Source organism: Pseudomonas sp. TREG-RG-20F-10-E-6-01 (assembly GCF_022662455.1).
Classification (GTDB): domain Bacteria; phylum Pseudomonadota; class Gammaproteobacteria; order Pseudomonadales; family Pseudomonadaceae; genus Aquipseudomonas.
The window spans coordinates 197,004-219,855 of the sequence record NZ_JAKNQP010000004.1 but is presented as its reverse complement, the minus strand read 5'-3'; the positions used below and the strand labels follow the sequence as shown (position 1 = coordinate 219,855).

Below are 22,852 nucleotides of genomic sequence, written 5' to 3'. Positions count from 1 at the left end.
GGCGTGACGGGTATTTTTGGCAAATCTTGTAGGAAATTTGTATGGGAGCTGGGTCAATGTGGGAGGGGGCTTGCCCCCGATAGCGGTGGATCAGTTTTCACATCTGCGACTGAGCGACTGCTATCGGGGGCGAGCCCCCTCCCGCATTTGATCGTTGGTGCAGCTTAGATTCGGGTGAACGTACCAGTGCCCTTAAGAATGTTCTGCAAGGTTTCCTCAACTTCAGCCAAATCCGACGCGGCGGTGCTGTGGAGAATTTCCAACTGATCCTTGCCCCCCAGCGCATCGGCATCGCCGGCGGCCAGCTCAATCAGCAACGTCGTGTCGCTCAAGGTGACTTTCAGGCCATCCAGGGTCGACGGCTCGTAATCCCAGGTCAGTTCTACTTCCTCTTCATCCGGGTAACGGGTGAGCATGAACATCTCGCCGTTTTTGCCGTGGCAGCAGAGCATGGCCATGTTGTCTTCTTCGTCGTCGCACGGGGTGGCCATCAGTGCGTCAGTGTTCAGTTGCAGCATGGGAAATCCTGTCTGGGGGAGGGCGCAGCGCGCCAATTGTGCCATTGCGGCGAATTTTGTGCTGCATCGTGTGTCAGACGCAGTGCATGACCTGACGGGCAATACCAGTCACTTTCGGTACTCGCGAGCTTGAAAACAGGCGGTTTTTCCTCGGAAAAATCCGGGTTGCTCAAGTCGCAACCCCAAGCCTGCGTACCGATGACCGAATATGTCGCAGCGTCGCAAGCAGCTGTCTTCCTACACTCGTTAAGCTGCGCAACGGATGTGCCCTGTGCCGGGAGTCTGACCTGCCCGTCGTACCGTCGCCCTGCACGGTGTACATCTTATGGAAGTTGTATGTGACCTCATTGTCTTGTCCAGCTTCACCCACCTGTCACTCTGAATTCGTTACTGTAGACCGCGAACAGAGCTGACGGTCTCCCCGCAAGGGGATAACACGCGACGCTTCCATCAATAACAAGCCCAAGCGGAGTACCACAGATGGCGTTCTTCACCGCAGCCAGCAAGGCCGACTTCCAGCATCAACTGCAAGCGGCACTGGCGCAGCACATCAGTGAACAGGCACTGCCACAAGTGGCGCTGTTTGCTGAACAATTTTTCGGCATCATTTCCCTGGACGAACTGACCCAACGTCGCCTTTCCGACCTGGCCGGTTGCACCTTGTCTGCCTGGCGCCTGCTTGAGCGCTTTGATCACACCCAACCGCAGGTGCGGGTCTACAACCCCGATTACGAACGTCATGGCTGGCAATCGACGCACACCGCGGTCGAAGTGCTGCACCATGACTTGCCCTTCCTGGTCGACTCGGTGCGTACCGAGCTGAACCGTCGTGGCTACAGCATCCACACCCTGCAAACCACCGTGCTCAGCGTGCGCCGTGGCAACAAGGGCGAGTTGCTGGAAATCCTGCCTAAAGGCACCCAGGGCGAAGGCATTCAGCAAGAATCGCTGATGTACCTGGAAATCGACCGCTGCGCCAATGCCGCCGAACTGAACGTGCTGAGCAAAGAGCTTGAGCAGGTGCTGGGCGAAGTGCGCGTGGCCGTGGCTGATTTCGAACCGATGAAAGCCAAGGTCCAGGACCTGCTGGCCGGTATCGACGCCAGCCAGTTCAGCATCGACGGCGAAGAAAAAGCCGAGATCAAGAACTTCCTCGAATGGCTGGTGGGCAACCACTTCACCTTTCTGGGCTATGAAGAGTTCGTGGTACGTGACGAGGCGGACGGCGGGCATATCGAATATGACGCCAACTCTTTCCTCGGTCTGACCAAGCTGCTGCGTGCCGGCCTCACCGCCGAAGACCTGCGCATCGAAGACTACGCCGTGGCTTACCTGCGTGAGCCGACCGTGCTGTCGTTCGCCAAGGCCGCGCACCCAAGCCGCGTGCATCGCCCGGCTTACCCGGACTACGTGTCGATCCGCGAGATCGACGCTGACGGCAAGGTCATCAAGGAACACCGCTTCATGGGCCTCTACACCTCCTCGGTGTACGGCGAAAGCGTGCGAGTGATTCCGTACATCCGCCGCAAGGTCGCGGAAATCGAACGTCGTTCGGGTTTCCAACCCAAGGCTCACCTGGGCAAAGAGCTTGCTCAAGTGGTTGAAGTGCTGCCGCGTGACGACCTGTTCCAGACCCCGGTCGACGAGCTGTTCAGCACCGTGATGTCGATCGTGCAGATCCAGGAACGCAACAAGATCCGCGTGTTCCTGCGCAAAGACCCGTACGGTCGTTTCTGCTACTGCCTGGCCTACGTGCCGCGCGACATCTATTCCACCGAAGTGCGCCAGAAGATCCAGCAAGTGCTGATGGATCGCCTGAAAGCCTCGGACTGCGAATTCTGGACCTTCTTCTCTGAATCGGTGTTGGCCCGTGTTCAGCTGATTCTGCGGGTTGACCCCAAGAACCGCCTGGACATCGACCCGCTGCAACTGGAAAAAGAAGTGGTGCAGGCCTGCCGCAGCTGGCAGGACGACTACTCGAGCCTTGTGGTCGAAAGCTTCGGCGAAGCCCAGGGCACCAACGTGCTGGCGGATTTCCCGAAAGGTTTCCCGGCCGGCTACCGCGAGCGTTTTGCCGCGCATTCGGCCGTGGTCGACATGCAACACCTGAACAGCCTGACCGAAGCCAACCCGCTGGTAATGAGCTTTTACCAGCCGCTGGGCCAGGTTTCCGGCCAGCGCGAACTGCATTGCAAGCTCTACCACGCGGATACGCCGCTGGCACTGTCCGACGTGCTGCCGATCCTGGAAAACCTCGGCCTGCGCGTGCTGGGTGAATTCCCGTACCGCCTGCGTCACGCCAATGGCCGCGAGTTCTGGATTCACGATTTTGCGTTCATCGCCGCCGAAGGCGTGAACCTCGATATCCAGCAGCTCAACGACACCTTGCAGGACGCGTTTGTGCACATCGTGCATGGCGATGCCGAAAACGATGCGTTCAACCGCCTGGTACTGACTGCCGGCCTGCCATGGCGCGACGTGGCGCTGCTGCGTGCCTATGCGCGTTACTTGAAGCAGATCCGCCTGGGCTTTGACCTGGGTTACATCGCCAGCACCCTGAACAACCACACCGACATCGCCCGCGAGTTGACCCGGTTGTTCAAGACCCGCTTCTACCTGGCGCGCAAGCTCACCGCCGACGACCTGGAAGACAAGCAGCAACGCCTGGAACAAGCGATCCTCACCGCCCTGGACGACGTTCAGGTGCTCAACGAAGACCGCATCCTGCGTCGCTACCTGGACCTGATCAAGGCCACCCTGCGGACCAACTTCTACCAGACCGACGCCAACGGCCAGAACAAGTCGTACTTCAGCTTCAAGTTCGACCCGCGCGCGATTCCTGAGCTGCCCAAGCCGGTGCCGAAGTTTGAAATCTTCGTGTACTCGCCGCGTGTTGAAGGCGTGCACCTGCGCTTTGGCAATGTGGCACGTGGCGGCCTGCGCTGGTCCGACCGTGAAGAAGACTTCCGTACCGAAGTGCTCGGCCTGGTAAAAGCCCAGCAAGTGAAAAACTCGGTGATCGTGCCCGTGGGCGCGAAGGGCGGCTTCCTGCCGCGTCGCCTGCCATTGGGCGGCACCCGCGACGAGATCGCGGCCGAGGGCATCGCCTGCTACCGCATCTTCATCTCGGGCCTGTTGGACATCACCGACAACCTCAAAGACGGCGCCCTGGTGCCACCGGCCAACGTCGTGCGTCATGACGACGATGACCCGTACCTGGTCGTGGCAGCGGACAAGGGCACTGCGACCTTCTCCGACATCGCCAACGGCATCGCCATCGACTACGGCTTCTGGCTGGGCGACGCGTTCGCTTCCGGTGGTTCGGCCGGTTACGACCACAAGAAAATGGGCATCACCGCCAAGGGCGCGTGGGTGGGTGTGCAGCGTCACTTCCGTGAGCGCGGCATCAACGTGCAGGAAGACAGCATCACGGTGGTCGGCGTCGGCGACATGGCCGGTGACGTGTTCGGTAACGGCTTGCTGATGTCCGACACGCTGCAACTGGTCGCGGCCTTCAACCACCTGCACATCTTCATCGATCCAAACCCGAACCCGGCGACCAGCTTCGTCGAGCGCAAGCGTTTGTTCGAGCTGCCGCGTTCGGCCTGGACCGACTACGACACCAGCATCATGTCCGAAGGCGGCGGTATCTTCTCGCGCAGCGCGAAAAGCATTGCCATCTCGCCACAGATGAAAGAGCGCTTCGACATTCAGGCCGACAAGCTGACCCCGACCGAGCTGCTGAACGCCTTGCTCAAGGCGCCGGTAGACCTGCTGTGGAACGGCGGCATCGGTACGTACGTCAAGGCCAGCACCGAAAGCCATGCCGACGTGGGCGACAAGGCCAACGACGCGTTGCGTGTCAACGGCAACGAGCTGCGCTGCAAGGTGGTGGGCGAGGGCGGTAACCTGGGCATGACCCAACTGGGCCGTGTGGAATTCGGCCTCAATGGCGGCGGTTCCAACACCGACTTCATCGACAACGCCGGTGGCGTGGACTGCTCCGACCACGAAGTGAACATCAAGATCCTGCTCAACGAAGTGGTGCAGGCCGGTGACATGACCGACAAGCAGCGCAACCAGCTGCTGGCGAGCATGACCGACGAAGTCGGCAACCTGGTGTTGGGCAACAACTACAAGCAGACCCAGGCCCTGTCCCTGGCTGCGCGCCGTGCCTACGAGCGTGCTGCCGAGTACAAGCGTCTGATGAGCGACCTGGAAGGCCGTGGCAAGCTGGACCGCGCCATCGAGTACCTGCCGACCGAGGAGCAGCTCACCGAGCGCGCCTCCAGCGGCAAGGGCCTGACCCGTCCGGAGCTGTCGGTGTTGATCTCCTACAGCAAGATCGACCTCAAGGAAGCCCTGCTCAAGTCGCTGGTACCGGATGACGACTACCTGACCCGTGACATGGAGACCGCGTTCCCACCGAGCCTGGTCGCCAAGTTCGGCGAAGCCATGCGTCGCCACCGCCTCAAGCGCGAGATCGTCAGCACCCAGATCGCCAACGACCTGGTCAACCACATGGGCATCACCTTCGTGCAGCGACTCAAAGAGTCGACCGGCATGAGCCCGGCGAACGTGGCCGGTGCCTACGTGATCGTGCGTGACATTTTCCATCTCCCGCACTGGTTCCGTCAGATCGAAGCCCTGGACCACCAGGTTTCCGCTGACGTGCAACTGGAGCTGATGGACGAGCTGATGCGCCTGGGCCGCCGTGCCACGCGCTGGTTCCTGCGCAGCCGTCGCAACGAGCAGGACGCTGGCCGTGACACCGCGCACTTCGGTCCGCACCTGGCAGCGCTGGGCCTCAAGCTCGACGAACTGCTGGAAGGCCCGACCCGCGAAGGCTGGCAGAACCGCTACCAGGCCTACACCGAAGCGGGTGTGCCAGAGTTGTTGGCGCGCATGGTTGCAGGCACGACTCACCTGTACACCCTGCTGCCAATCATCGAAGCCGCCGACGTGACCGGGCATGACGCCGCCGAAGTGGCCAAGGCCTACTTCGCCGTCGGCAGCGCCCTGGACTTGCCATGGTACTTGCAGCAGATCAGCGATCTGCCGGTGGCCAACAACTGGCAGGCCGCGGCCCGCGAAGCTTTCCGCGATGACGTGGACTGGCAGCAGCGCGCGATCACCATCTCTGTTCTGCAAATGGCCGACGCGCCACACGACATGGAAGCCCGTGTGGCCCTGTGGCTTGAGCAGCATCAGGACATGGCTGATCGCTGGCGCGCCATGATGGTCGAAATCCGTGCTGCGGTCGGCACGGACTACGCCATGTATGCAGTCGCCAACCGTGAACTGCTGGACCTGGCGTTGAGCGGTCAGTCGGTGCTGCAATCGGCTTGATCCTGCGGTAAAACAAAAGCCCCCGTATCGTGAGATGCGGGGGCTTTTTGTTTCGCCACGCTTTACCAGACACCCTTGGCCACGTGTGGGAGCTGGCTTGCCTGCGATGGCGGTCTTTGAGTGAAAGATGTGCGAACCGACCCACCGCGATCGCAGGCAAGCCAGCTCCCACAATTGGATCTTTGTACGATCGATCTACGAAGTAATGCTTAAAGGTGGCCGGTAGGCTAATTCTGCTCGTGGGACCTGGCGTGGTTAAATGGGGGCTGTGCTCAACACATTCAGATCAAGCGAGGGTGTATGCGACTTTGTATTTTCTCGGGTTCAAGCGCGGGCCGATTGCCGGTGTATGCGCAAATGGCGGCTCAATTGGGTGAGGCGCTGGCCAAGGCGGGTATCGGCCTGGTCTACGGTGGCGCCTCGGTCGGCTTGATGGGGGCGGTGGCTGACGCCGCGCTGGCCCATGGCGGTGAAGTGATCGGGGTAATGCCAGAGTTTCTGGCCGAAAAAGAACTGGCGCACACCGGCCTCAAAGATTTGCGCATCGTCAGCTCCATGCACGAGCGCAAAGCGCTGATGGCCGAGCTTTCCGACGGCTTTATCGCGTTGCCCGGCGGCCTCGGTACGTTTGAAGAGTTGTTTGAGGTGTGGACCTGGGCGCAACTCGGCCAGCACGCAAAACCTTGCGCTCTGCTGAACATCAACGGCTTTTACGACGGCCTGGCCACGTTTCTCGATTCGGTTGTCAGTGAGGCGTTTCTAAAACCCGTGCACCGCAACATGCTGATCGTGGAACCGAACGTCGAGCGTTTGCTGGCTGCCGTGTTGAGTTATCAGGCGCCCAACGTGCCCAAGTGGATCACGCGAGAAGACACCTGATGCCACAGGCAACCGACGCGGTGGCGAGCGTCAGTTGAGCGTGAGCAATTTCGCCTCCAGATGATCCAGATGCTGGGTCATCAGGCCGATCGCGCGGTTCACATCGCGTTGTTCCAGCGCATCCACAATCGCCACATGCTCCTGCCACGCGCAGTACGTGCAGGCGTGTGCCTCGTATTGAGCAATGATCAATGAGGTCAACGGCACCAGGCTGTTGAGGAACTGCGCCAGGGGCGCGTTGTGTGCCATCGCGGCCAATTGCAGGTGGAACTCCCCGGACAGGCGAATCGCCGTGGCGCGCTGGTCGCGGTCAATACAGTCACGTTCACCGGCGATCAACTCACGTAACTGCCGAATGTGCGCGGGCGTGGCCTGGGCACAGGCCAGCTGCACCACGGTAACTTCCGTCATTCGCCGGGCTTCCAGAATCTGCCGCGTCTGCTGGGCGTCCGGCGCAGCCACTTGGGCGCGCTGGTTGGGACGCAGGATGATCACTTGCTGATGGGACAGCTTGGCCAATACGCGTCGAATCACGCTGCGGCTCACACCGAAGGTTTCGCCCAGGCCTTCTTCGGTAAACCGGCTGGCGGGGGCGATGCGTTGTTCGAGGATGGCATCGAACAAGCGCGGGTAGATGTCATCCACCGAGGGCTTTTTACCGGCCACAAGGCGCAGGGCCGGGAGAATGGGATCGCGTTGCAGCGCGTGGGCGGTCATGGCCGGTCTCCAAAAATTCAGCTGCCCAGATGGTCGTCCGGGATGTTCAAGCGAATGCCCATGCGCAGGCCTTCCTGGAGGATGTGCCGACGCATCTCGGCACTGGCCAGTGCACTGTTCTTGTTGCGGATGGCGCGCACCACGGCTTCGTTCTCTTGCAGACGCTCGGCAAGATGTTCCGGCGAGTTGCGCAAGACTTGCGCGCTCAGCTTGAGGGCGTTGCTGGTTTGCTGCACCACGTTCTGGAAGATCGGGTTGGACGTCAGCGCGAACAGTTCTTCGTGAAAGCCGATGTAGGCGTTCATGCCGGCTTCGGCGTCACCGGCATCCAGGGCTTCGCGCATGTCCATCAAGGTCAGGCGCAGTTGGCCGACTTCCTTGCTGCTGATGGATTGGGCGACCAGGCCGACGATGAAGGGCTCGAGGGTGTAGCGCAGTTGCAGGATATCTTCGAGGCTGGCGTCGGCCACGGCGTCGCTGGCCTGCGGCTCGCTGACGCTGGTTTCCAATACCACCACGCCCTTGCCGGGCATCGAGCGCACCAGGCCAAGGGTTTCCAGCACGATGACCGCTTCGCGCAGGCTCGGGCGGCTGATGCCCATCTGTTCGGCCAGTTCACGCTGGCCGGGCAGCATTTCTCCACGCCGCCACTGGCCACGCTTGAGTGCGGCGCGCAGTTTTTCTACGACTGAATTGACGACGGTTGAGGTGCTGATCACGTCTACGTCTCCTTGGATGTTTCCAATAGGGTCACGATTCCAAGTGGGAGCTGGCTTGCCTGCGATGACTGACTGTCAGTCAACATCGTTATGGCTGACCCACCGCTATCGCAGGCAAGCCAGCTCCCACAGTTGGATCGCGTTGCTAGAACTCCTGATGCGCCGGCAGTACCGGCTTCTTGGCCTGGAAGGCATAGCCTTGCTGACCGTCGAGCACCTTGTTGGCGCGTTGGATATCGATGTCTTTTTCCCAGCGGGCAATGGCTACCGTGGCGACGCAGTTGCCGATCAGGTTGGTCAATGCACGGCCAATACCCATGAACCAGTCGACCGCCAACACCAGCACCAGCCCGACCACCGGGATCGCCGGAATAGCGGTGAGGGTCGCCGCCAGAATCACCAGTGCCGAGCCCGGAATTCCATGGGCGCCCTTGGAGGTGATCAGCGACACCAGCAGGATGGTCAGCAAGTCGGTCATCGACAGCGGCGTACCGGTGGCGTTGGCGATAAACACGATGGCCAGGGTCAGGTAGATCGAGAAGCCGTCGAGGTTGAACGAATAGCCCGTCGGAATCACCAGGCCTACGGTCGAGCTGCCAATACCCAGGTGCTCGAGTTTGCGCATGATCTGTGGCAGTACCGCATCGGAGGAGGCGGTGCCCATCACGATCAGCAGTTCTTCGCGCAGGTACTTGAGCAGCGGCAACATGCGCAGGCCGGACACACGCATCACCAGGCCAAGCACCACCGCGACAAAGACAAAGCAGGTCAGGTAGAACAACCCTACCAGGCTGCCCAGGTGTTGCAGCGAATCCAGGCCGTAGGTGCTGGTGGTGAACGCAATGGCGCCGAACACGCCGATCGGCGCCAGGCGCACGATCATGCCCATGATGCGGAAGATCACGTGGCTCAGCTCGTTGATCAGCCGCGAAATGCCCGAGGCGGCTTCGCCCACCAGGTTCAGCGCGCTGCCAAACAGCACCGAGAACAGCAACACTTGCAGCACGTTGTTGTCAGCGAAGGCGCCGATCACCGAGTTGGGGATCAGGTCCATCAGGAACTGGCTGGTGCCGCGGATGTGCTGGCCTTTGTCGGCCAGTTCATTCAGACCGGCGGAGGACAGCTGCTCAAGGTGAATATTGGCGCCGGTGCCGATGCCGGTACTGAACGCCATGATCAGGCCGATCACCAGTGCGACGGTGGTCAGCACTTCAAAATAGATCACTGACTTGAGGCCGATGCGTCCGACCTTCTTCAAGTCGCCGGCACCGGAAATACCGCTGACCACCACGCAGAATACGATCAGGCCAATCAGCATTTTGATCAGCTTGATAAAGCCGTCACCCAGAGGTTTGAGTTGCGAGGAGAATTCGGGAAGGGCCAGGCCGCAGATAATGCCCAGCATCAGGCCAATCACGACTTGCAGGAAAATCGAACGCGAGCACCATCTGAGCATGGGAGGGATCTCTATTCGTTGCCCTGGTGGTTCCAGGGCTTAATTGTTGTGGTCTTACCGGTAAGTCCAGTGCGCGGCCAGTCTACGCCGGGTTTTTTTGAAATCACAAGTAAATAATCGGCGGTTGACAGTTCCCGGTCTGACCAGTTGGTCGGCAAGCGTGATGCTTGAGCGGTTGGCGGGCTGGAAAAAAATTCGCTTATCATCGCGGCTTGATTCGCGAGGTGATCGATGGACGCACCAGGACTGACCACGGACGCCACAGGGCAGACCCACTGCACCTGGCGCACGGCGGCGCCGGAATACCCGCGCTATCACGACCACGAGTGGGGCGTGCCGGTGGCGGATGATATTCAACTGTACGAGAAGATTTGCCTGGAAGGCTTTCAGGCCGGCATGGCGTGGATCACCATCCTGCGCAAGCGCGAGCAGTTTCGGGCAGCTTTCGAGGGCTTTGATTTTCGCCGCGTGGCGCAGTACGGCGAGGCGGATATCGACCGCCTGATGAATGATCCCGGCATTGTGCGCAATCGGGCCAAGATCGTCTCCACCCTCAACAACGCGCGCAGGGCGTGCGAACTGGTGGATGAAACCGGCTCGTTGGCCCATTGGATATGGGCGTTCGAGCCAGCCGAGGAGGAGCGCCCGGCCGTGGTAGACATGGCTTACTGGACCGGCAACCCAACGTCGCCGGCGTCGGTGCGCTTATCCAAAGCCTTGAAAAAACGCGGCTGGACCTTTGTCGGCCCCACCACCATGTATGCGTTGATGCAGGCGATGGGCATGGTCAATGATCACCTGGAAGGCTGCGCTTGCCGAGCGCAGATCGAAGACCTTCGCCGACAATTCAAACGCCCCTGAATCCTCGAATCCAACACCCTTCAAACTGTGAGAGCTGGCTTGCCTGCGAGGGCGGTGAGTCAGCCAACACATCTGTTTCTGATGTACCGCTATCGCAGGCAAGCCAGCTCCCACAATTCAGTTTTGTGGTGTGGCTGGTTACTGCGGCAGCGGCGTCAACACCTCAGCCTTGTCATCCAGCACCATCACCACCAGCAGCTTGGCCGGCTGGGTCTGGCTGGCGTTGCTTGATTCGAAGTGCCGCGAGCCGGCCGCTTCATAGAACGACTCACCGACCTTGTAGGTAATCGCCTTTTCATCGTTGACCCGCGAGGTGATCTCACCCTCCAGCACATACGCCACGGCAGTGCCGGTGTGGCTGTGCGGCACGGTGGCCTGGCCGGGTGCGTAATCGACGGTGAGCATGATGGTTTTCTTGCCGGGCACGTTGATCAAAGCGTGTTCCTGCAGCACCTTGATGGATTCCTGGTTGTAAACCGGCTCGTGGGCGAGGGCGCTGAGCGAGGCGAGCATCAGGGTGGCAGCGAGCAGTCGTTTCATGATGAAGTTTCCGAGAAGTTCGAGACCTCTTCACCCTACGCCGCCGAGTGCACCTGACCAATGACCAATGCGCGGGAAAACCCGCTAGCCAATCTGCTGCAGAATATCGCGCAGCCGGTCCAGCGCCGGGTCGATGTCGAGCAATTCGATGGCGCCGAAGCCGATGATCAACCCTTGGCGCACGGGGGCGTCATGGAAGAACACATCCACCGGGTACACGCCCACTTCCACGCGCCGCGCCAGTTCCATCAGCAACGGGATATCCACCGGCACCTTGCACAGCGCCGCCATGTGAAACCCCGCCACGCTGGGCACCGCTTCAAACCAGGGCGCCAAGTCACCTGCCAGGCGCTGCAGGATGCGTTCGCGGCGCCCGGCGTACACCGTGTGGCAGCGGCGAATGTGCTTGAGCAAGTAGCCTTCGCTGATGAACTTGGCCAGTGCCCATTGCGGCAGCGTGGAGCTGTGCTGGTCGGTCAGTTGCTTGGCCTTGAGCACCGCGCCGTAAATGGCCGGTGGCAGCACCGCATAGCCCAGGCGCAATTCCGGCAGCAGAGTTTTCGAAAAGGTCCCGACATAAGTAACCACGCCACGGCTGTCCATGCTTTGCAGGGAATCGGTGGGGCGGCCTTCGTAGCGGAATTCGCTGTCGTAGTCGTCTTCAATGATGATCGCGCCCAGCTCGAACGCGCGCGCCAGCAAGGCTTCGCGGCGCGCCAGGCTCATGGGCATGCCCAAAGGGAATTGGTGGGACGGGGTCACGTAGATCAGCCGTGTGCCGTCCGGGATCAGGTCGACCTGAATGCCTTGGGCGTCGACCGGCACGCCGGCAACGTGCGCGCCCATGGCCATGAACAGCTGGCGCGCCGGGCTGTAGCCGGGGTCTTCCATGGCGACCGTGGTGCCCGGTTCGAGCACCACGCGGGCGATCAGGTCCAGCGCCTGCTGCGCGCCATTGGTGACCACAATGTCGTCGGCGCGGCATTTCACCCCGCGCGAAAACGCGACGTGCCCGGCGATGGCCTCACGCAGCGCGGGCAAACCTTCCGGTTGACTGTAAAAGCCGCTGTCTCGGGCGATACGCCGTAACGCATCCTGGGTACAGCGCCGCCATTCATCCTGGGGGAACTGATTGCGGGTGGTGGCGCCTCCGATAAATTCATAGCGCAGGGTGCTGTCGCGCGTGGGATGGCGCATGGGCGAGGGCAGCGCCGCCCATTTGCCCAGGTTGGCGGCACAAGCCAGGTCGGCGGCGGTTTGCACGCGTTCGGTTTGCACCGTATGGGCGTTGACGAAGGTTCCGCGGCCGGTCTTGCCCACCAGCAGGCCTTCGTATGTCAGGGTGGCGTAGGTGTCCGACACGGTTTTGCGCGACACGCCGATTTGCTCGGCCAACAAGCGGCTGGGCGGCAGCTGCGCGCCGACCGCCAGGCGTCCGGACGCAATGGCTTCACGCAACTGCCGGTACAGCTGTTCGGCCAGGTCTTTGCGGCCGTTGATCACCACGTGCAGTTCCATGTTTCATCCCAAGGCATTCGCTCTGGGCCAAGACTACTCGCTCGCGTAGCGCGCTCAAAATGGTCTGCGCATAAACCGCCCGATTGGCTATAGGGCTTATGGAACGGGGGCTCTAGGCTAGCGCACACTGACTTGCCCGCCCGAGAACCGCCCATGGAACGCCGTCTGGATTACTACACCGCCTCACCGCAAGCGCTTAAAGGCATGTTGATGCTGGAGGCGGCGACCTTTGAACTGTCCATCGAAAAACCGCTGCTGGAGTTGATCAAGATCCGCGTCTCGCAGCTCAACCACTGCGGGTTTTGCACCGACATGCATTCGATGGCAGCGCGCCAGCGTGGTGAGAGTGAGCGACGCCTGTTTGCACTGTGCGTATGGCGTGATTCGCCGTTTTTCAGCGCGCGGGAAAAGGCCGCGTTGGCCTGGAGCGAGTCGGTGGCGACGCTGCCGACATCAAGTGTCTCGGATGAACTCTACACGGCAGTGCGCGTGGAGTTCAGCGAGCAGGAATTGGTGGACCTGACCATGGCGGTGTCCAGCATCAGTGGCTGGAACCGCCTGGCGGTGAGCTTTCGCCAGCAACCGCCGAATGCATGATCAGGACAGGAAACCGCCGTCCACGTTCAGTGACACGCCGGTGGTGTAGCTGGAGGCGTCGCTGGCCAGAAACAGCACCGCGCCGGCCATTTCGCTCGGGTCGGCCACGCGTTTGAGCGGGATCTGCGCCAGCGCCATTTTCAGGATCGAATCGTTCTTCACCAGCGCCGAGGCGAACTTGGTGTCGGTCAGGCCTGGCAGCAGGGCGTTGCAACGAATGCCGAACGCTGCGCATTCCTTGGCGAACACTTTGGTCATGTTGATCACGGCGGCCTTGGTCACCGAGTAGATGCCCTGGAACACGCCAGGGGAAATGCCGTTGATCGAGGCCACGTTGATGATGCTGCCGCCCCCGTTCTCGCGCATCAGCTTGCCGGCTTCCACCGACATGAAGAAGTAGCCGCGAATGTTTACGTCCACAGTCTTCTGGAAGGCGCCGAGGTCGGTGTCCAGCACGTTGCAGAACTGCGGGTTGGTGGCGGCGTTGTTGACCAGAATATCCAGGCGGCCGAACTGTTCACGGATACCGGCAAACACCTGGGTGATCTGCTCCATTTCACCAATGTGGCAGGCCACGGCCGTGGCTTTGCCGCCGTCGGCGATGATTGCATCTGCCACGTGCTGGCAGCCTTCCAGCTTGCGGCTGGAGACGATCACGTGGGCGCCTTGCTGGGCCAGCAACTTGGCGATGGCTTCACCGATACCGCGGCTGGCGCCGGACACAAAAGCAATCTTGCCGTCGAGGTCGAACAGGTGGGTCTTGGACATGAAGGGTTCCTTGTTCTTGCAGTCAGAGGGCTGATTTGGCGATGACGTTCAGGCTCATTTGCTCCAGCAGCGTGTTCATGTGGATGAACTGCGCAAAGCGTTTGTCCTGGGTCTGGCCGTGGAAGAAGCGGTAGTAGATCTGTTGCACGATGCCGGCCAGGCGGAACAGGCCATAGGTGTAGTAGAAATCGAAATTGTCGATCTGGAGGCCCGAGCGCTCGGCGTAATAATCGACGAACTGGCGGCGGGTCAGCATGCCGGGGGCGTTGCTTGGCTGGCGACGCATCAGTTGCACCGGTGCCGGGTCGGCGGCTTCGATCCAGTAGGCGAGGGTGTTGCCCAAGTCCATCAGCGGGTCGCCCAGGGTGGTGAGTTCCCAGTCCAGCACACCAATGATCTGCATCGGGTTTTGCGGGTCGAGGATCACGTTGTCGAAGCGGTAGTCGTTGTGCACGATGCTGGAGGTCGGATGGTCGGCCGGCATCTTGTCGTTGAGCCAGGCGCGCACTTTCTCCCAGCTCGGGGCATCTGGGGTCAGGGCTTTCTCGTAGCGATCACTCCAGCCGCGAATCTGACGCTCTACATACCCTTCAGGCTTGCCCAGGTCAGCCAGGCCGCAGGCCGCGTAATCCACCTGGTGCAGTTCGACGAACTTGTCGATAAAGCTTTTGCACAGCGCCTCGGTCTTGGTGGCGTCCAGGCCCAGTTCGGCCGGCAGGTCGGAGCGCAGGATGATGCCGTTGACGCGCTCCATCACATAGAACTCGGCGCCGATCACCGACTCATCGGTGCAATGCACATAGGCCTTGGGGCAGTACGGGAAGCCATCTTTCAACTGGTTGAGAATGCGGTATTCGCGGCCCATGTCGTGGGCGGACTTGGCCTTGTGGCCAAAGGGCGGGCGGCGCAGCACGAATTCCCGGTCCGGGTATTCGAGCAAGTAAGTCAGGTTGGACGCGCCACCGGGGAACTGGCTGATCTTGACCGCGCCGTGCAGGCCCGCAATATGCGCCTTGAGGTAGGGATCGATGAGGCTGGCATCAAGTTCTTCGCCTGGGCGAATCTGAGTCGATTGGTCGTTAAGCGCCATGCTTATCCCTTCTGCTTATTCTAAAGGCCTTGGACTATTGGCTAATCTAATGCGCACCGCCGCCCAGCGACAAGGTCGGGGCGGCTTAATAGGTTAGCGTGTTGGATGATGATCAGCGGGCCTGATGCGCTCAAATCACCAGCATCGCCCGGCCACCGGGGTTGCAGGACAGGTTGGCACCGATTTCGACTTTTGCCAGGTCAATGCCAAGGCCGGCGAGCAGGTTATTGACGATGGGATCGAGAAGCGGGCCAAGTACCCCGCCAATCACGCCCCCAAGCAATGAAAGCAAGCCATTGAGCAGGCCCGTGACCAGGCCCAGCACAGCGCCCAACAGGCTGGCGATTTTTGGCGGGTGGTTGATCAGTTGGATGCCGGTGAGTGTTTCCTTGAGGCTGCTGACGACGTTCGAGGCGGCGAATTGATAATACGCGGGGGGCAGATTGACCGCCGGCGGGTTGGTGTAGGTGTGCGCGCGTTCGGTCCGGGCCACATCGCTGTCGACGCGCACGCCCAGCCCGCCTGCCGCGAAGGCTTGCCGGTCGCTACAGACGCCGGTGCCGCGCTTGCAGGTCTTGGTACCGATGTCCACCACCGGGTACTCGTCGACGTGCAGCGTTTGGGTGGATGAAAACAGGTTTTTGGGGTCAACCTGGCCGATCATCGCGTGCAGGGCCGAGGTTTCGCCAAGCACCGACAATGATTTTTTGCCACTGTCGCAACTGTAATCCGTAACCTTGGCGCTGCCACCCGCGGCCTCCAGGGCAATGTCGAGTGTGTCGCCGATCTCAAGGCTGGTGACCAGGCAACAATTGGGGTCAAGCAGCCCCAACAAGCCGCTCAGCACTTCATTGAGCGCCTGCACCAGGCCTCCCAGCGCGTTATTGACCAGCGTGACGATCGGCAGCTTGACCGAAATCAAGGTGCGCACTTGCGCGGTTCGCACATAAATGGGCTGCGTGGCGATGTTCTTCGGGTCGCCGATGCTTGAGAGTTGCCCAGGCTCGATCACTTTGGTCGAGACGGTGACGCCGAGCAGCCCCAGCACATCCACCGGCAGCTCAACGGCAACGGCGCTGGCCTTGTTCGACAACTGCACAAGGCCCTGGATCAGGTTGAACAGCTGCAGTTTCACATCCAGTGCACTTTTGTCCGTGCCGTTCTGGATGTTGATCAGGTCGCCCAAGTGCAGGATTTGCGTGCCCGGCGCAATCAGCTTGATGGCTTCGAGGTTGTTGATGACGAGGGTGACCGCATCGCCACCGAGTTTGAGGACGTCGATGGCGGCCTGGACCAGTTGGCCGACGGTGGCGTCGGTCTTGAGCAACTGATCGTAATTGCCGGCGCTGACGTTCAAGCGGATCGCCAGGGCATCCAGGTACTTGAGCAAACTGATATCGGTGTTGATCAAACCGTTCCAGCCCACCGCGTCGAGCTGCAACTTGCCGCCCAGCAAGCCGCCGATCAAGGCGTTGAGGGCCACGGACTTGGTGCTGTCGACGGTCAACAAGGTGCTGCGTACGGTGAGTGACGCCACCGTTGGGGTTGGCGCGGCGGCGACCGCGGTCGCGCTCAAGAGCGTCATCATGTTGAGGGGTTGAGCCGAGAACAGCGTGAGTAAGCCATGGGCGAGGCTGGTGTGCACACGGTGGGTGGCGATGACCCGGATGGCCTCGGTTTTGGCAGGGTCGGCGCTGAAGGTGCGCATGAAGTCGGCACCGGTGGCCAGGGTGCCGCAGGCAACGGCCAGCGTGCGATTGTCGTCGACAGTGAAGTGGTTGCGCGCTGCGCTTTGAGTCGCAAACTGGGCCGCATTGTTAGTGGGCGCCGCGCACGTGCCGCTGCGGCTGACCGCTTCGAGCGCCGCTGTGTCGACCACCCGCTGTAACTTGCGCTTCTCCAGGTACAAGCGACCGCTGTCGACCACCAGCAATAGAAACAACAGCGCAATCCCAAGGGTCATCGCGCCGATCAAACCGATGGCGCCGCGCTGGCGGGCCGGGCCGAGTCCATGGCCAAACATTCTGCGTTCCTTCGTCGGTCATGCACCGACGTCCTGAGCATCCCCGCACAGCAGTGTAGTCAGGTTTTACGTCGGCACTGGCTATTCGCTACTAGTTGCGTGGCGGCAGCGTCACCGGTGTAAGCACTGGGCGGCCGGCAAAGTATTCCACCAGGTTGTCGGCCACACGCTGCACCGTATCGTGGGCGGCTTCGGGAGAGAGGCCAGCCACGTGGGAGGTGAGTACGGTATTGCTCAGGCGCTTGAGGGCGTCCGGCACTTTGGGCTCGTCGTCGAACACATCCAGTGCCGCGCCGCCGATACGCCGTTGCTCAAGAGCGGCCACCAGGTCTGCCGTGACTACCACGCTGCCGCGTCCGATGTTCACCAGGTAGCCGTTCGGTCCCAGCGCATCCAGGGCGTGGCGATCAATCAGGTGACGGGTGCTTGCACCGCCGGGGGTGGCCAGGATCAGGAAATCCGAGGTGCGCGCCAGCTCAACGGCGGTGGCGCAATAGGTGTAGTCCACGTCATCGCGGGGCTGGCGGTTGTGATAACTCACCTCCATGCCGAACCCGAGCGCCGCGCGCCTGGCGATCTCCATGCCAACGGCGCCGAGCCCGAGAATCCCCAGCTGCTTGCCGCCCAGGGACGGGCGCATCACCTTCGGCCATTCGCCGCGCCGCACGGCCGCGTCGGTCTGGGGGACGCCGCGCACCAGCGACAGCAGCAATGCCATGGCGTGGTCGGCCACCGACGGCGCATTCACCCCGGCGCCGTTGGTGACGACGATCCCGCGATTGCTCGCCGCCTGCAGGTCCACATGCTCGTAACCGGCACCGATCACGCAGATGATCTCGAGCAAGGGCAATGCGGCGATTTCCTCCGCATACAGCCCCAGCGGGCCACGGGTCAGCACGGCCTTGATCTGCCCGCCATGCGCCTTGATCGCCTGGGCGCGTTCGGCCGGCGTCGGCGCCAGAATCACGTGAAAGTCGTTGCTCTCGATGATTTGCAGGTATTCGTTGATGGTTTCAACCAGGACCAGAACAGTGGTGGACATCGGAAGGCGCTTCCTGAAGGGTTTGAAGAGTGAGTATGCGGGATTTGTAAGACAGAACGTTTTGTTCCGCCAGAAAAATCCCGCATAGACGCCGTTAGAACGTGATGCTGTGCGCTTTCACCCGTTTCACAAACGCCCCGGCCAGGGTTTCGTTGTGATGCTCGATGATCGCCTCGGCAGACAACGCGTTGGTGTTCATGCAGGTATGGCCGTCCTCGGGCAAAGTCACCGAGAACCCAAGCTCGACTGCGACTCGGCAGGTAGTGTCGATGCAGAACTGGGTTTTCATCCCCACAATCACCAGTTCATCGACTTGCGCCACCGCCAGTTGCTGCGCCAGATCAGTTCCCAGGAAACAGCTGGGGCGGGTCTTGTTGAAGACATGGTCGCGAGCGGCGTCGACCTGCAGGCCCGGCCACAACTGCCACAACGGGCTGCCGGCTTCTATCGCAGAGCCTGAGGGACCGGTGTGTTGGGCCACGAAGATCGGCGCGTGGGCGCTGCGCGCGCGTTGAATGAGTTGATTGATGGTGCCCAGCACCCGTTCGCGCTCGAAGGGCTTGTCGGGCCCGTCGTACAAGCCGTTTTGCATATCGATGATCAGCAGGGCGTTTGCCATGGTCTTGCTCCTTGCAGTGGCCAGATGGCGGGGCAATAAAAAGGCCCCGTCCATTGCTGGCGGGGCCTTGGGTTGAATCCGGGGTGTTTTAGTTCAAGCACCCACAGCCACCGCACGACCCGCCATTAGCGGTCGTGGTGGTGGTGCGGGTGAGGTGCAGCGCAATAGGCTTCATGGCCCGATCATGCTGGGACGGGCGCAGGGCTGTCAACGGGCGCGTCCGATTTCGCCTCGGGTAGCAGCGTATTTCGTGCAGCCTCCAGGAATTCGTCTGACAGGCTACTGCCGCGTGTCGCACGAGCGAGCGTGACGGCGCCGATCATCATCGCGTAGTTGGCCAGCATGGCCTGACGGTCTTGAGCCTGCAACTGCGCAAAGATCTCCAGCGACCGTTCAACACCGGCGACGAAGGTGCGCTGTAATTGCGTGTTGGCGGGCTCATGGCACATGTCCGGAGTAAAGGCCGATATCGGGCAGCCGTCGCCGGGATTGTCGCGGTGGGTGGCCGAAAAGTAGTGGCGCAAGATGGTTTCGCATGCCGATTGCGGGTCTTCACTGCGCTCGATTTTTTCCTGCCAGCCCTGGTTCGAATGCTCAAAGGCCTGCTGGCAAGCCTCGGTGGCCAGGGCTTCCTTGGACGCAAAGTGCCCGTAGAAACCACCATGGGTCAGGCCGGCGGCGGCCATCACGTCCGCCAGGCTGATGCCATGCAGCCCGCGCTCACGAAACAGGTGCGTGGCGGCCTCCACGATGATTTCACGGTTGAGTTCGGCTTGTTTGCGGGACACGCGAGGCATGACAGGGCTCTCAGAATAAAGGCGGGCATTGCCTGAAAAGTACAGCAAAGCCCGCGATTCCAAAATAGATTTGTTTGGGCATGTATTACTTCGACGCTGCTGCAGCCCTCTGGAACCGCTGCCTGCAGCGACCCCGACTGATCTGCACCGGGGCACCGTTCCTCAGCTAAGTCTTTGCTTATTCAGGAGAATCCCGGACAATCGCGCGCTTGTTATGGTCGGGGCGCTGCCTGTCAGGTTTTTCTGACTCGTCCCGGCTGTGGAAATGCGGAGATCCGACCGGATGAATGATCAGGCCAATAGCGTCGACGAACGCTATGCAACGACACCTGCAACCCTCACAGGCTGGAGCCGCCAGGACACCACCTGGATGCTCGGGCTGTTCGGCACCGCCATCGGCGCCGGTACTTTGTTTTTGCCCATCAACGCAGGTCTTGGTGGCTTCTGGCCGCTGGTGATCCTGGCACTGCTGGCATTCCCGATGACGTTCTTTGCCCACCGTGGCCTGACCCGTTTCGTCCTGTCCGGCCGTGAAGGTTCTGACATTACCGACGTGGTCGAAGAGCATTTCGGTCTCAAGGCCGGTGCACTGATCACTTTGCTGTACTTCTTCGCCATCTTCCCGATCCTGCTGATCTACAGCGTGGCCCTGACCAACACGGTCAGCAGCTTCATGGAACACCAACTGCACATCATGCCGCCGCCGCGCGCGATCCTGGCGTTTGTGCTGATCCTCGGCCTGTTGGCCGTGGTGCGCTGCGGCGAGCAGGTGATCGTCAAGGCCATGAGCCTGATGGTGTATCCGTTTATCGTCGCGTTGCTGTTTCTGGCCGTGTACCTGATCCCGCACTGGACCGGCGGCATTCTCAGCACCGCCCGTGAAGTCCCGGCGCCGTCGGCGTTGCTCAACACGCTGTGGCTGGCGATTCCGGTGATGGTGTTCTCGTTCAACCATTCGCCGATCATCTCGGCCTTTGCGGTGGACCAGAAGCGCCAGTACGGCGCCAACGCGGATGAGCGCAGCTCGCAGATCCTGTGCCGCGCGCACCTGTTGATGGTGGTGATGGTGCTGTTCTTCGTGTTCAGCTGTGTGCTGACCCTGACGCCGGCGCAATTGGCCGAAGCGAAAGCACAGAACCTGTCGATCCTGTCGTACCTGGCCAACCACTTCGACAACCCGACCATCGCCTTCGCCGCGCCGTTGATTGCGTTCGTGGCGATTGCCAAGTCGTTCCTGGGCCACTACATCGGCGCCAGCGAAGGCCTCAAAGGCCTGGTGCTCAAGACCGGTCGCCGCCCGGCGGCCAAGTCCCTGGACCGCATGACCGCCGCCTTCATGCTGGTGGTGTGCTGGCTCGTCGCCACGCTGAACCCGAGCATCCTCGGCATGATCGAGACGCTGGGCGGGCCGATCATTGCGTCGATCCTGTTCCTGATGCCGATGTATGCGATCCGCAAGGTACCGGCCATGGCCAAGTACCGCGGGCAGGCGTCCAACGTGTTTGTCACTGCTGTAGGCCTGGTCGCGATTACCGCGTTGGTTTACTCGCTGCTGTCCTGACACCGAGCTGTACACCCCAAGGCCGATTCGCACATTGCGTGAATCGGCTTTTTTTTGTGCCTGGAAACCCTGTCCTGGCTCAACCGCTGACGGGCAATGGAGGCTAAGCTGACGCAGGTTTTATTTGCCAGGATGGGCTGATTGAAAACTGCAATTGATGTGACGTCGTCCAGTCGTACCCAGGACCTGCTCGCCGGGTTATCCATTGCCGGTTTGCTGCTGCCGGAGGCTGTGGCCTATTCCAGCATCGCTGCGCTGCCGCCCCAGGCCGGGGTGATTGCGCTGTTTGCCGGGCTGGTGTGTTACGGCATGTTCGGTACCAGCCGCTTTGCGATTGTCTCGGCCACCTCGTCTTCGGCAGCAGTACTGGCCGCCGCCACTGCCAGCCTGGCGGGCGGTGACTCGGCGCTGAGGCTGGCGCTGGCGTTCGGGTTGGTGTTGATCACCGGGGTGTTGTTCTTGCTGGCCGGGCTGTTCAAGCTTGGCGGTGTTACTTCGTTTATCGCTAAACCGGTGTTGCGCGGGTTTGCCTTCGGCTTGGCGCTGACCATCATTCTCAAGCAGCTGGCCAACGTGGTCGGTGTGCACTTGACCGACAACAACTTGATCCGCTTCCTGCCGCAACTGATGGAGCAGCTGCCCCGGTGGAACTGGCCGGCGGCGCTGGTCGCGGCGATTGCGTTGGGAGTGCTTTGGTTGTGCGCGCGGATTCCGCGCCTGCCGGGCGGGCTGCTGGTGGTGATCCTGGGCATTGTTGCCGGGCAGTACCTGGATTTACAGGCCCACGGCGTGGCGTTGATCGGTCTGATCGACTTGCGCTTGGAGTTCGGGCATTTGCCGGTGCTGCCATTCGCCGATTGGCTGCGCCTGGGTGAGCTGGCGTTTGCCTTGGTCATGATCCTGTATGCGGAGTCCTATGGCTCTATCAGCTCGTTCGCGCTTAAACACGGCGACCGCGTGACATCCAACCGCGACTTGCTTGCGCTGGGTGCGGCCAACCTGATCTCCGGGCTGTTTCACGGCATGCCGGCCGGTGCCGGCTATTCCGCAACCTCGGCCAATGAGGCCGCCGGTGCCGGTTCACGCCTGGCCGGAATCGTTGCCGCGCTGGTGGTGCTGTTGATCGTGCTGACCGTGCTGCCCTATGTCGCGCTGACCCCGGAACCGGTGCTTGCCGCCATCGTCATCTACGCACTGGGCCGTGGCTTGAGCCTGCAGCCGCTGGGGCGTTACTTTCTCTGGCGGCGCGATCGTCTGCTGGTGATCTGTGCCGTGGCGGCAGTGCTGGTGCTAGGCGTGCTGGATGGCTTGCTGGTGTCGGTAGCGATCAGCGTGGTGCTGATGCTGCGCCAGATGTCATCGGCTGATATCCAGGTGCTGGGGCGCTTGGGTGACAGCCATGATTTTGTCGATCGTCAACACCACGCCGATGCGGTGGAAGTGCCGGGCCTGTTGATCGTACGGCCCAGTGAGGCGCTGTTTTTTGCCAATGCCGAACGCATTCTGGGCGCGGCGTTGCGCCTGATGCGCCAGTCGCCGGTGGAGGCGGTGGTGCTGAGCCTGGAAGAATCTCCGGATCTGGATGGCACCAGTATCGAGGCGCTGGCGGCGTTTTTCGCGCAGGTGCGCGGGGAGGGCAAGCGCTTGGTGCTGGCGCGCGTGCGGCATGAGGCGTTGGACGTGCTGCAAGCCTTGCCGGAGGCGCTTGCGCCACAGGTCTTGCTCAGTGGCTTGAGCGTTGACGGTGCGGTGCAGTTGGCGCTGCGGCACCAGTCCTGAGTGTGCAACACGTCAGCTG

The 22,852-nt window shown here is 61.3% G+C and carries 18 protein-coding genes; 6 read left to right on the top strand and 12 right to left on the bottom strand.

What is annotated here, in order from left to right; genetic code table 11:
- Positions 1 to 164: 164 nt before the first annotated feature.
- On the bottom strand, positions 165 to 518 hold the full coding sequence (locus L8K08_RS15130; RefSeq protein WP_242198295.1) for a hypothetical protein: 354 nt from the start codon (positions 516 to 518) through the stop codon (positions 165 to 167).
- Between the two features lie 480 nt (positions 519 to 998).
- Here L8K08_RS15130 and L8K08_RS15125 point away from each other — a divergent pair, with 480 nt between their 5' ends.
- Both L8K08_RS15125 and L8K08_RS15120 read left to right on the top strand, forming a co-directional pair.
- A complete protein-coding gene (locus L8K08_RS15125; RefSeq protein WP_242198293.1) occupies positions 999 to 5,867 on the top strand; it encodes an NAD-glutamate dehydrogenase in 4,869 nt (1,622 codons plus the stop codon).
- Positions 5,868 to 6,167: 300 nt separating this feature from the next.
- A complete protein-coding gene (locus tag L8K08_RS15120) occupies positions 6,168 to 6,746 on the top strand; it encodes a TIGR00730 family Rossman fold protein (RefSeq protein WP_145166033.1) in 579 nt (192 codons plus the stop codon).
- 30 nt (positions 6,747 to 6,776) lie between these two features.
- On the opposite strand, the gene L8K08_RS15115 is transcribed toward L8K08_RS15120, so the two are convergent.
- The 3 genes from L8K08_RS15115 to L8K08_RS15105 form a co-directional block, all read right to left on the bottom strand.
- Positions 6,777 to 7,463 (bottom strand): GntR family transcriptional regulator, encoded by a 687-nt coding sequence (locus tag L8K08_RS15115; RefSeq protein WP_145166034.1) that lies wholly within the window; start codon positions 7,461 to 7,463, stop codon positions 6,777 to 6,779.
- Between the two features lie 17 nt (positions 7,464 to 7,480).
- Positions 7,481 to 8,182, bottom strand: coding sequence for an FCD domain-containing protein (locus tag L8K08_RS15110; RefSeq protein ID WP_145166035.1), 702 nt, complete (start codon positions 8,180 to 8,182; stop codon positions 7,481 to 7,483).
- 145 nt (positions 8,183 to 8,327) lie between these two features.
- Positions 8,328 to 9,653, bottom strand: coding sequence for a C4-dicarboxylate transporter DctA (locus tag L8K08_RS15105; RefSeq protein WP_242198634.1), 1,326 nt, complete (start codon positions 9,651 to 9,653; stop codon positions 8,328 to 8,330).
- A 216-nt stretch (positions 9,654 to 9,869) separates the two neighbouring features.
- Here L8K08_RS15105 and L8K08_RS15100 point away from each other — a divergent pair, with 216 nt between their 5' ends.
- Positions 9,870 to 10,499 carry a DNA-3-methyladenine glycosylase I gene (locus L8K08_RS15100; protein ID WP_145166037.1) on the top strand — a complete coding sequence of 210 codons (630 nt, stop codon included), beginning with the start codon at positions 9,870 to 9,872 and terminating at the stop codon, positions 10,497 to 10,499.
- A 138-nt stretch (positions 10,500 to 10,637) separates the two neighbouring features.
- Here L8K08_RS15100 and L8K08_RS15095 read toward each other — a convergent pair whose 3' ends face one another.
- Entirely contained in the window at positions 10,638 to 11,039 is a 402-nt protein-coding gene (locus tag L8K08_RS15095) for a cupin domain-containing protein (protein ID WP_242198291.1), read from the bottom strand.
- 84 nt (positions 11,040 to 11,123) lie between these two features.
- Positions 11,124 to 12,557 carry a PLP-dependent aminotransferase family protein gene (locus L8K08_RS15090; protein ID WP_242198289.1) on the bottom strand — a complete coding sequence of 478 codons (1,434 nt, stop codon included), beginning with the start codon at positions 12,555 to 12,557 and terminating at the stop codon, positions 11,124 to 11,126.
- A gap of 153 nt (positions 12,558 to 12,710) precedes the next feature.
- Here L8K08_RS15090 and L8K08_RS15085 point away from each other — a divergent pair, with 153 nt between their 5' ends.
- On the top strand, positions 12,711 to 13,154 hold the full coding sequence (locus tag L8K08_RS15085) for a carboxymuconolactone decarboxylase family protein (protein ID WP_124417691.1): 444 nt from the start codon (positions 12,711 to 12,713) through the stop codon (positions 13,152 to 13,154).
- On the opposite strand, the gene L8K08_RS15080 is transcribed toward L8K08_RS15085, so the two are convergent.
- From L8K08_RS15080 to L8K08_RS15055, 6 genes are all read right to left on the bottom strand, one after another.
- Positions 13,155 to 13,922 (bottom strand): SDR family oxidoreductase, encoded by a 768-nt coding sequence (locus L8K08_RS15080; RefSeq protein WP_094952746.1) that lies wholly within the window; start codon positions 13,920 to 13,922, stop codon positions 13,155 to 13,157.
- A gap of 22 nt (positions 13,923 to 13,944) precedes the next feature.
- Positions 13,945 to 15,012, bottom strand: a complete 1,068-nt coding sequence (locus tag L8K08_RS15075) for a phosphotransferase family protein (RefSeq protein ID WP_242198287.1) — start codon at positions 15,010 to 15,012, stop codon at positions 13,945 to 13,947.
- A 130-nt stretch (positions 15,013 to 15,142) separates the two neighbouring features.
- A complete protein-coding gene (locus L8K08_RS15070; RefSeq protein WP_242198285.1) occupies positions 15,143 to 17,035 on the bottom strand; it encodes a pilus assembly protein TadG-related protein in 1,893 nt (630 codons plus the stop codon).
- Between the two features lie 91 nt (positions 17,036 to 17,126).
- Complete coding sequence (locus L8K08_RS15065) at positions 17,127 to 18,077, bottom strand: 2-hydroxyacid dehydrogenase (protein WP_242198283.1); 951 nt, start codon at positions 18,075 to 18,077, stop codon at positions 17,127 to 17,129.
- 94 nt (positions 18,078 to 18,171) lie between these two features.
- The gene (locus tag L8K08_RS15060; protein WP_242198280.1) at positions 18,172 to 18,696 is read right to left on the bottom strand and encodes a cysteine hydrolase family protein; all 525 of its coding nucleotides are present in this window, start codon (positions 18,694 to 18,696) and stop codon (positions 18,172 to 18,174) included.
- Positions 18,697 to 18,878: 182 nt separating this feature from the next.
- On the bottom strand, positions 18,879 to 19,493 hold the full coding sequence (locus tag L8K08_RS15055) for a TetR family transcriptional regulator (protein ID WP_242198277.1): 615 nt from the start codon (positions 19,491 to 19,493) through the stop codon (positions 18,879 to 18,881).
- A gap of 283 nt (positions 19,494 to 19,776) precedes the next feature.
- Between L8K08_RS15055 and L8K08_RS15050 the strand changes: the two genes are divergently transcribed.
- Entirely contained in the window at positions 19,777 to 21,054 is a 1,278-nt protein-coding gene (locus L8K08_RS15050; RefSeq protein ID WP_242198274.1) for a serine/threonine transporter, read from the top strand.
- Positions 21,055 to 21,195: 141 nt separating this feature from the next.
- On the top strand, positions 21,196 to 22,833 hold the full coding sequence (locus tag L8K08_RS15045; RefSeq protein WP_242198271.1) for a SulP family inorganic anion transporter: 1,638 nt from the start codon (positions 21,196 to 21,198) through the stop codon (positions 22,831 to 22,833).
- The last annotated feature ends 19 nt before the right edge of the window (positions 22,834 to 22,852 follow it).

Coding starts and splice junctions, on each gene's coding strand:
- L8K08_RS15125 (WP_242198293.1), top strand. CDS start 999: ATGGCGTTCTTCACCGCAGCCAGCAAGGCCGACTTCCAGCATCAACTG.
- L8K08_RS15090 (WP_242198289.1), bottom strand. CDS start 12,557: ATGGAACTGCACGTGGTGATCAACGGCCGCAAAGACCTGGCCGAACAG.
- L8K08_RS15130 (WP_242198295.1), bottom strand. CDS start 518: ATGCTGCAACTGAACACTGACGCACTGATGGCCACCCCGTGCGACGAC.
- L8K08_RS15060 (WP_242198280.1), bottom strand. CDS start 18,696: ATGGCAAACGCCCTGCTGATCATCGATATGCAAAACGGCTTGTACGAC.
- L8K08_RS15050 (WP_242198274.1), top strand. CDS start 19,777: ATGAATGATCAGGCCAATAGCGTCGACGAACGCTATGCAACGACACCT.
- L8K08_RS15070 (WP_242198285.1), bottom strand. CDS start 17,035: ATGTTTGGCCATGGACTCGGCCCGGCCCGCCAGCGCGGCGCCATCGGT.
- L8K08_RS15065 (WP_242198283.1), bottom strand. CDS start 18,077: ATGTCCACCACTGTTCTGGTCCTGGTTGAAACCATCAACGAATACCTG.
- L8K08_RS15100 (WP_145166037.1), top strand. CDS start 9,870: ATGGACGCACCAGGACTGACCACGGACGCCACAGGGCAGACCCACTGC.
- L8K08_RS15095 (WP_242198291.1), bottom strand. CDS start 11,039: ATGAAACGACTGCTCGCTGCCACCCTGATGCTCGCCTCGCTCAGCGCC.
- L8K08_RS15115 (WP_145166034.1), bottom strand. CDS start 7,463: ATGACCGCCCACGCGCTGCAACGCGATCCCATTCTCCCGGCCCTGCGC.
- L8K08_RS15085 (WP_124417691.1), top strand. CDS start 12,711: ATGGAACGCCGTCTGGATTACTACACCGCCTCACCGCAAGCGCTTAAA.
- L8K08_RS15080 (WP_094952746.1), bottom strand. CDS start 13,922: ATGTCCAAGACCCACCTGTTCGACCTCGACGGCAAGATTGCTTTTGTG.
- L8K08_RS15075 (WP_242198287.1), bottom strand. CDS start 15,012: ATGGCGCTTAACGACCAATCGACTCAGATTCGCCCAGGCGAAGAACTT.
- L8K08_RS15055 (WP_242198277.1), bottom strand. CDS start 19,493: ATGCCTCGCGTGTCCCGCAAACAAGCCGAACTCAACCGTGAAATCATC.
- L8K08_RS15120 (WP_145166033.1), top strand. CDS start 6,168: ATGCGACTTTGTATTTTCTCGGGTTCAAGCGCGGGCCGATTGCCGGTG.